This is a genomic window from Bradyrhizobium neotropicale (genome assembly GCF_001641695.1).
In the GTDB taxonomy this organism is placed as follows: domain Bacteria; phylum Pseudomonadota; class Alphaproteobacteria; order Rhizobiales; family Xanthobacteraceae; genus Bradyrhizobium; species Bradyrhizobium neotropicale.
This window is the reverse complement of record NZ_LSEF01000074.1, coordinates 65,595-72,654: the sequence shown is the minus strand read 5'-3', so window position 1 is coordinate 72,654 and position 7,060 is coordinate 65,595. Positions and strand designations below refer to the sequence as shown.

General features: G+C 64.7%; 6 protein-coding genes. 2 read left to right on the top strand and 4 right to left on the bottom strand.

The window, feature by feature from the left end:
* Positions 1 to 304: 304 nt before the first annotated feature.
* Entirely contained in the window at positions 305 to 1,510 is a 1,206-nt protein-coding gene (locus AXW67_RS24825) for an integrase core domain-containing protein (RefSeq protein WP_063677366.1), read from the bottom strand.
* A 347-nt stretch (positions 1,511 to 1,857) separates the two neighbouring features.
* Here AXW67_RS24825 and AXW67_RS24820 point away from each other — a divergent pair, with 347 nt between their 5' ends.
* Positions 1,858 to 3,183 carry a TROVE domain-containing protein gene (locus tag AXW67_RS24820; RefSeq protein WP_063679979.1) on the top strand — a complete coding sequence of 442 codons (1,326 nt, stop codon included), beginning with the start codon at positions 1,858 to 1,860 and terminating at the stop codon, positions 3,181 to 3,183.
* A gap of 117 nt (positions 3,184 to 3,300) precedes the next feature.
* Positions 3,301 to 4,641 (top strand): RtcB family protein, encoded by a 1,341-nt coding sequence (locus AXW67_RS24815; RefSeq protein WP_063679986.1) that lies wholly within the window; start codon positions 3,301 to 3,303, stop codon positions 4,639 to 4,641.
* Between the two features lie 84 nt (positions 4,642 to 4,725).
* On the opposite strand, the gene AXW67_RS24810 is transcribed toward AXW67_RS24815, so the two are convergent.
* The 3 genes from AXW67_RS24810 to AXW67_RS24800 all read right to left on the bottom strand — a co-directional run bounded on the left by AXW67_RS24810 (position 4,726) and on the right by AXW67_RS24800 (position 7,037).
* Positions 4,726 to 5,913, bottom strand: coding sequence for a serine hydrolase domain-containing protein (locus AXW67_RS24810; RefSeq protein ID WP_145927847.1), 1,188 nt, complete (start codon positions 5,911 to 5,913; stop codon positions 4,726 to 4,728).
* 77 nt (positions 5,914 to 5,990) lie between these two features.
* Entirely contained in the window at positions 5,991 to 6,683 is a 693-nt protein-coding gene (locus AXW67_RS24805) for a GNAT family N-acetyltransferase (protein WP_063679977.1), read from the bottom strand.
* A gap of 6 nt (positions 6,684 to 6,689) precedes the next feature.
* Complete coding sequence (locus AXW67_RS24800; RefSeq protein ID WP_027551505.1) at positions 6,690 to 7,037, bottom strand: Lin0512 family protein; 348 nt, start codon at positions 7,035 to 7,037, stop codon at positions 6,690 to 6,692.
* Positions 7,038 to 7,060: the final 23 nt, after the last annotated feature.

Sequence of the window (7,060 nt, the reverse complement as noted above, 5' to 3'; positions counted from 1 at the left end):
TGTCCAGACCGAAGACATCGGTAACAGATCGTACCTAAGACATAGGTGACAACCTCGTGCCGAGCGGGTTGCCGATTGGTTGCAAGGTCATTTACTCCAGGTCGATCCCGCCGACGCGCAACGCATCCGATTTGGTGTGTTACGGCGAGACGCGTTCATGGCATGACCATTATTGCTCGGTCCGCGCTTTCGCCGTCAACCCCGCGCGGCAAAGGCCGCGCCCCTGCGGGCTTCGGGGGGGTGACGGCTCAGCGCGGCCAAGCAACTGGCCACCATGCCAAGAATGCAGGAAAGCGCGTCTCGGTCAGAGCGCCGAGGCCGTACTTGAGACATGGGTGGCGGGCTTCGGGCCGAACGGGTTGTCGAGGGGTTGCAAGGTCTTTTGCTCGAGGTCGAAGTAACCGAGATCGTAATGCATGAAGCTGACGAGCCAAATGCCGTCGTCGACTTCCTTGATGCCGAGCTTCTGGCCGGCCAGCACGGTGGAGATGTTGATCTTCTTGCGATGGAGGCAGAGGCGGCCGCAGGCGGTGATGACACCGTCGCGGTCGTGGAACGGATATGTGAGTTCCGGCAGACCATCGTAGCGGCGGGTTGAGGCTGTGTAGAGCTCTCCGGGGCACTTCATGTCGAGCGCCTCGTGGGGACGTTCAGAATTGAACTCGCGGAGGAAGGCATCGAAGCGTGCCTGCTGCTGCAAGCTGTTGAACCCCGGCGGCCGGGTGGCCTCCTTCTTCAGCGTGAGATGCATGCGCTCGTGACGGCCGTTCTGCTGCGGATGGCCCGGCTTGATGCGTTCGATCGCAATGCCGAGTCTGAGCCACCACACCGACAGCTTCGAGAGGTTGAACAGCGCGTTTGGACTGGCAAAGGGCACGCCATTGTCGGAGCGGATGGCAAAGGGCAGACCGCGCTCGCGGAACAGCCGTTCAAAGGCAGTAATGGCAGGATCTTCCCGCGTGGAATCCAGCGCTTCACAGAGCAGCAGGAAGCGCGAGGCATGGTCGGTGACGGTCAGCGGATAGCAGTATCGGCCATTGCCGAGCTTGAACTCGCCCTTGAAGTCGGCACACCACAGATCGTTGGCAAGCGTGCCCTGCGACAGCGGCGTGCCGTGCGCGCGGTGGCGCGGCACGCAGCCGCGCTTGACCAGGCCATGGCGGTCGAGGATCGCATGGATGGTGCTTTTGGCCGGCACCCGGACGTCGCCGTCGAGCCGTCGCACCAGGAGCTCGCGGATCTTGCGGGCGCCCCAGTGTGGCTTCTCGCCCTTCAGCCGAACGATCAGGGTCTCGACCTGCTGCGGGAGCTGGTTGGCGTAACGGATCGGCCGCCTGGAGCGGTCGCTTAACGCTTCAAGCCCGTGCTCCTTGTAACGATCGAAAATCTTGTAGCCAGTTTTGCGGGAGATGCCGAACTCCCGGCAGACCTCGGCCATGGCTTCTCCATCCAGAAGCCGGGCGACAAAGCGAAGGCGCTCTTCCATTACCGAACTCGCTTTCCACGGCATCCACACCTCCCGCAGAACAAAAGCGGAAAGTGTAACCCATGTGTCCGGTACGTTCTGTCACCTATGTCTCGGGCCGCTCAGGTAGCTCAGAGGATAGAGCGCTTTCCGGCGAGCTTCGGCGCGTCGGGTCTCAGCATCGCCTGTTCCCGGACCGTGTCATTCTTGCCCCCATCGCCGGTGGTGAAGAGCGCTGTTACTTCGAATCACAAGGTCGAAGGTTCGAATCCTTCCGGATGAAAGTCCGTAGCTCAGCGGATAGAGCATGTGACGTGTCCGCAAGGGCAGTACAGCCTCGCTTGTTCCCCGGCACCTGTTTCCAACAAATCATCAACCCAGAGGAGGCCGTCATGGTCAGGCTCAACAAGATCGTTCGCGCCTTCACGCGTGAGGGCACGCGCGCAACGCGCTTCACACCCGAGATGGAGCTGAAGCGCGCGCTGATGAACTGTCTCCTGTGGGAGAACCAGTTCTACGAGGACGGCGTTTCGATCGCCGACCGCATCAAGGCGCTGGTGCCCAAGGTCGCTCCTGCGCGTGTCGCGCAGCTCGCGATCGAGGCGCGCGAGGTGATGAAGCTGCGGCACGCGCCGCTGCTCGTCATCCGCGAGATGGCGCGCCACGAGAAGCATCGCGCTCTCGTCGCCGACACGCTTCACAAGGTGATCCAGCGTCCCGACGAGATGACGGAGCTGCTCGCGATCTACTGGGCGGATGCGCTCGGCCCTCAGCAGCAGCGCAAGCGTCAGCCCGTCTCGGCGCAGGTCAAGAAGGGTCTCGCCCGCGCGCTGACCAAGTTCGACGCCTATCAGCTCGCCAAGTACGACCGCGACGGCGCGGTGCGGATCAGGGACGTGCTGTTCCTGGTGCACGCCAAGCCGAAGGACGCCGAACAGGAAAAGCTGTGGAAGCAGCTCGTCGACGGCGAGCTCGCCTCCCCAGACACCTGGGAGGTGTCGCTCTCGGCCGGAAAGAGCAAGCGCGAGACCTTCGAGCGGCTGATCGCCGAGCGCAAGCTCGGCGGCTTGGCGCTGCTCCGCAATCTGCGGCTGATGCAGAACGCGCAGGTGCCGCGCGAGACCATCGCAGGCGCGATCGAGGCGATGCGGACGGATCGTATCCTTCCCTACCGCTTCATCACGGCGGCGCGCTATGCGCCGGATTTCGAGCCCGAGCTCGAAGGTGCGATGCTGAAGTCGGTCAAGGACCATGTGCGGCTTCCCGGCCGCACCCGGCTCCTGATCGACGTGTCGGGCTCGATGTTTGCGGCTCTCTCCGCGCAGTCGGAAATGACGCGTGCGGAGGCGGCATGTGGTCTGGCCATCCTCGCCCGCGAGATCTGCGACGAGGTCGAGATCTTCACCTTCAGCAATGAAGTTGTGAAGGTCCCGCCCCGCCGCGGCTTCGCGCTGCGGGACGCGATCATCAACTCGCAGCCGCATGGCGGAACCTATCTCGGCAAGGCCGTCGCCGAGATCGACCGCAAAGGCGACCGCCTGATCGTCTTCACCGACGAGCAGAGCCACGACCAGGTGCCCGAGCCCAAGGCCCGCGGCACGATGGTGAACGTGGCCTCGTATCAGCACGGTGTCGGCCATGGTGCCTGGACCCGCGTCAACGGCTTCTCCGAAGCCGTGGTCGCGTGGATCGCGGCGTCGGAAACGGCGCTGAACTGATGCGCAACGACAACGGCCCCGGACGCGAGACATTGCGCCCGGGGCCTTCGAAATCTCTGAAATCATCCACGCGCGCCGGCTATGATGCGGCTGGGCTGTGAAGCAGGAAGCAAGACCATGCGACGATCAGATCCCTACATGGACCGCGCCCGCGAGCTCTGCCTCGCCGCCGGCGTTGATCCCGACTCGCGCGTCGGCGAAGGACGCGGTCAGCCTGCCTGGTGTTCGTACCGGGACGCTGCGCGCAAGGAGCATCTCGCTCGCGAGGCCAATGCGGCCGCGAGCGAAATCGCAAACCTCCGTCCGCAGGAGGCGCGGTTCCAGAATGCGCCGCTGAAGATCTTCGGCGCGCATGACGAGGCGACGGTTGCGCAGATGCGCAACTGCATGGCGGTCGGCAATGTCGTGTCCGGCGTGATCTGCGCCGACGGCCATCTCGGCTACGCCCAGCCGGTCGGCGGGGTCATCGCCTATGAGAAGCAGATCAGCATCTCCGGCGTCGGCTTCGACATCGGCTGCGGCAACATGGGCGCGCGGCTCGACACGCGCTTCGACGACATCGCGGGCATCGTGCCCACGATCATCCGCGACGTCGCCAAGACGATCTCCTTCGGCATCGGCCGCGCCAATGCCGAGCGGGCCGAGCACGAGCTGTTCGACGACAGCGATGCCTGGCGCGAGAGCGACATGGAGGCCTACCGTCAGAAGGCGGTGAGCCAGCTCGGCACGGTCGGGTCCGGCAACCACTACGTCGATCTCATGCGCGACGAAGAAGGCTTTGTCTGGATCGGCGTCCACTTCGGAAGCCGCGGTCTCGGGCATACCTCCGCGACGCGCTATCTCAAGGCCGCCGGCGGCAAGGACGGCATGAACGTCCCGCCCGCCGTGGTCGACGAGGATTCCGAGCTCGGCCGCCGCTACATCGCGGCGATGCAGCTCGCCGGGCGTTATGCCTATGCGGGCCGCGAGTGGGTCGTCGAGCGCGTCCGCCAGCTCATCGGCGGCAACGTGACCGAGAGCGTGCACAACCACCACAACTACGCCTGGCGTGAGACCCACGCGGGCCGCGATCTGTGGGTGGTGCGCAAGGGCGCGACGCCGGCGTTTCCCGGCCAGAAGGGATTCGTCGGCGGCTCGATGGGCGACGACGCCGTCATCCTCGAGGGTGTCGACAGTCCCAAAGCCAAGGCTTCGCTCTACTCGACCGTGCACGGCGCCGGCCGCCTGTTCGGACGCAAGGAGGCGAAGCGGCGCTTCTCGCGCGCGGAGATGGACTGCTGGCTCAACGAGCGCGGCGTCACCTTGATCGGCGCCGACCTCGACGAGAGCCCGATGGCCTATCGCCGTCTGCCCGACGTGCTGGCGCAGCACGCCGGCACCGTGCGCGTCCTGCACACGCTGCGGCCGTTTGCCGTCGCCATGGCCGGCGAAGGCGAATTCGATCCGTGGAAGGACTGATGACAATATCGACGGGCGGGAGGCAATGCCCCCCGCTCGCACTGCGCTGTCACAACGAACACCGACGAAGCGGGCAGCGCCTCGTCATCCCGCGCCGACCGCCTGATAGGCGAGGCGCTTGAACTCGAAGAAGAACGGATTCCAGAAGCCCATGTAGCGCTGGGTCATCAGGACACCTGCCGTATTGGCCTCTGGACAGATCCACCAATGGGTGCCGGCAAGGCCGCCCCACTGGAATTCGCCAATCGAATTCGCGGGATCAAACGGTGTCGGCGCGAAGGTGACGGCGCCGCCGAGGCCGAAGCCCTTGCCGGGGATCGGCCCGAGCGTGGCGAAGCTGATGGTCTGGCCTGCGGGCAGCTGGTTCGTCATCATCTGCCGCAACGTCTCCGGCTTCAGCAGCGCGTTCGAACCGGGCAACAGCGCGCGGACCAGCGCGAGCATGTCCGGCAGGGTCGACACCAGGCCGCCGCCGCCCGAGAGCCGCGGGAACGGCCGCCGATAGGCCTGCGGATAGGGCAGATTGTCGGCCCGCGTGAGGCCTGGCTTCATCGGGTCGAGCACGTCGGCGCCATTATAGAGAGCAACCAGCCTGCCCTGCTCGGCCTCGGGCACATGGAAGCCGGTATCGGTCATGCCGAGCGGGTCGAAGATCCGTGCTTTCAGGAAGGCATCGAGGGATTTGCCCGAGACGACCTCCACGACGCGGCCAAGCACGTCGGTGGCGATCGAATACTCCCAGGCCGTGCCGGGATGATAGGACAGCGGCAGATCGGCGAGCTTGTCGATCATGTCGGTCAGCGGCGTCAGCGGATTGAGGATGCGCGCCTCGTTATAGCCTTTGAACAGCACTGTGCCGGGATCGAAGATGCCATAGCTCAGACCAGAGGTGTGGGTCAGGAGCTGGCGGATCGTGATCGGGCTCCGCGCCGGCTCGACATCGGCGAGGCTCGCCGCGCCCTGCTTCAGCACCTTGCGATTGCCGAGCTGCGGCAGGAATTTCTCGACGATATCATCGAGCCCGATGCGCCCTTCCTCAACCAGCAGCATCACCGCGCAGGTGACGAAGATCTTGGTGTTGGAAAAAGCGCGGAAGATATGGTCCGGACCAAGCGTGATATTCGCCTCGCGGTCCGCGAAGCCGACGCACTGCTGATCGACGACATCGGCCCCGCGCAGCACGGCCCAGGATACGCCGGGGATGATCTCCTGATCGACGTAACGCTGCATCGCCGTCCGTACGGCGGAAAAATCGCTAACCCTGGCGTCCATCTGCTTCTCTCTCCCAATGTGGTTGGGATCGATATAGCGCGAATTTTCCGGATATGAAGCCCACCCTCACCCGCGCCTTATGCCTGCTTCATGAACGCGGTGAAGTGCAGGCGACGGCGGACCCGCATCCCCTGTCGCTGGTACAGCGCGATGGCCGACGCGTTGTTGGAAAGCACGTGCAGGAACGGAATTTCGCCGCGCGCCTCGATCTGGCGTGCGATGGCCGCGAGCAGCGCCTGCGCGTAGCCGCGCCCGCGATGATCAGGATGCACGCAGACTGCCGTCATCTCGGTAAAATTGCCCGGCTTCATCCGCTCACCGGCCATCGCGACCAGTTCGCCGCCTGAGCGGATGCCGAGAAACGTGCCGAGCTCATGTGTTCGCACAGAGAACGGACCGGGCTTCGTCAGCCCGGTCAGCGCCATCATCGCGGGGACGTCGGCGACGCCCAGCATCACGATCTCGGCGTCACGAAGCCGACTGTCGGCGGGAGAGCCGATCATCTGCTCGCCCGCCGCCGCGAGCACGACCTTGAAGCCGGGGGGAACGATCACCGCGTCCGGCGTAGCCAGCGCAGCAACTTCCGAGCCCGACAAGAGCTCGCCGAGCGCGGCGAAGCTTGCTGCCGACATGTCCACCATGTCGGCAAAGGGCGTCATCGCCACGGGAAAGCGCAGCGCCTGCGGACCACCCTCGGCCAGATGTTTCTGGCGGGTTGTCAGCGCACTCCAGATTGGGCGATCCAGCAGCGTTTCATCGCCGTCGGACACCTCGTGTCACTCCTTGTCGAAGCTGACGATGACGGCCGCATTGGCGATGAGGATGGGGTCGTTGGCCTGTTCCGTGGCCGAGGGAATTTCCAGCCCGCCCTTGACGGCGTTGACGGTCACGGTGCCGTAAGGAAGCTCCTTGGCAACCGCGTCCTTATCGACGGCTTCGGGATAGGGCACCCCGATCGTCACATCGACGAACATGTCGTTCGCGGTCTTCCCGATCATGCGGAAGAAACCGAGGCTCGAATGCCTGATTGCGTCCGACACGGCCCGCTTGGCCGCCTTGGTCGCATCCTTGCCGTGGACGTCGACGCCCATGCCCATCTCGGTAACGCAGCGAACGCGGGTCATTTCCATTCCTGTGAATGCTGGAG

What these genes read in the sequence shown, in the direction of transcription:
- AXW67_RS24825 (WP_063677366.1), bottom strand. Translation starts at nt 1,510, where the DNA reads ATGCCGTGGAAAGCGAGTTCGGTAATGGAAGAGCGCCTTCGCTTTGTC.
- AXW67_RS24820 (WP_063679979.1), top strand. Translation starts at nt 1,858, where the DNA reads ATGGTCAGGCTCAACAAGATCGTTCGCGCCTTCACGCGTGAGGGCACG.
- AXW67_RS24815 (WP_063679986.1), top strand. Translation starts at nt 3,301, where the DNA reads ATGCGACGATCAGATCCCTACATGGACCGCGCCCGCGAGCTCTGCCTC.
- AXW67_RS24810 (WP_145927847.1), bottom strand. Translation starts at nt 5,913, where the DNA reads ATGGACGCCAGGGTTAGCGATTTTTCCGCCGTACGGACGGCGATGCAG.
- AXW67_RS24800 (WP_027551505.1), bottom strand. Translation starts at nt 7,037, where the DNA reads ATGACCCGCGTTCGCTGCGTTACCGAGATGGGCATGGGCGTCGACGTC.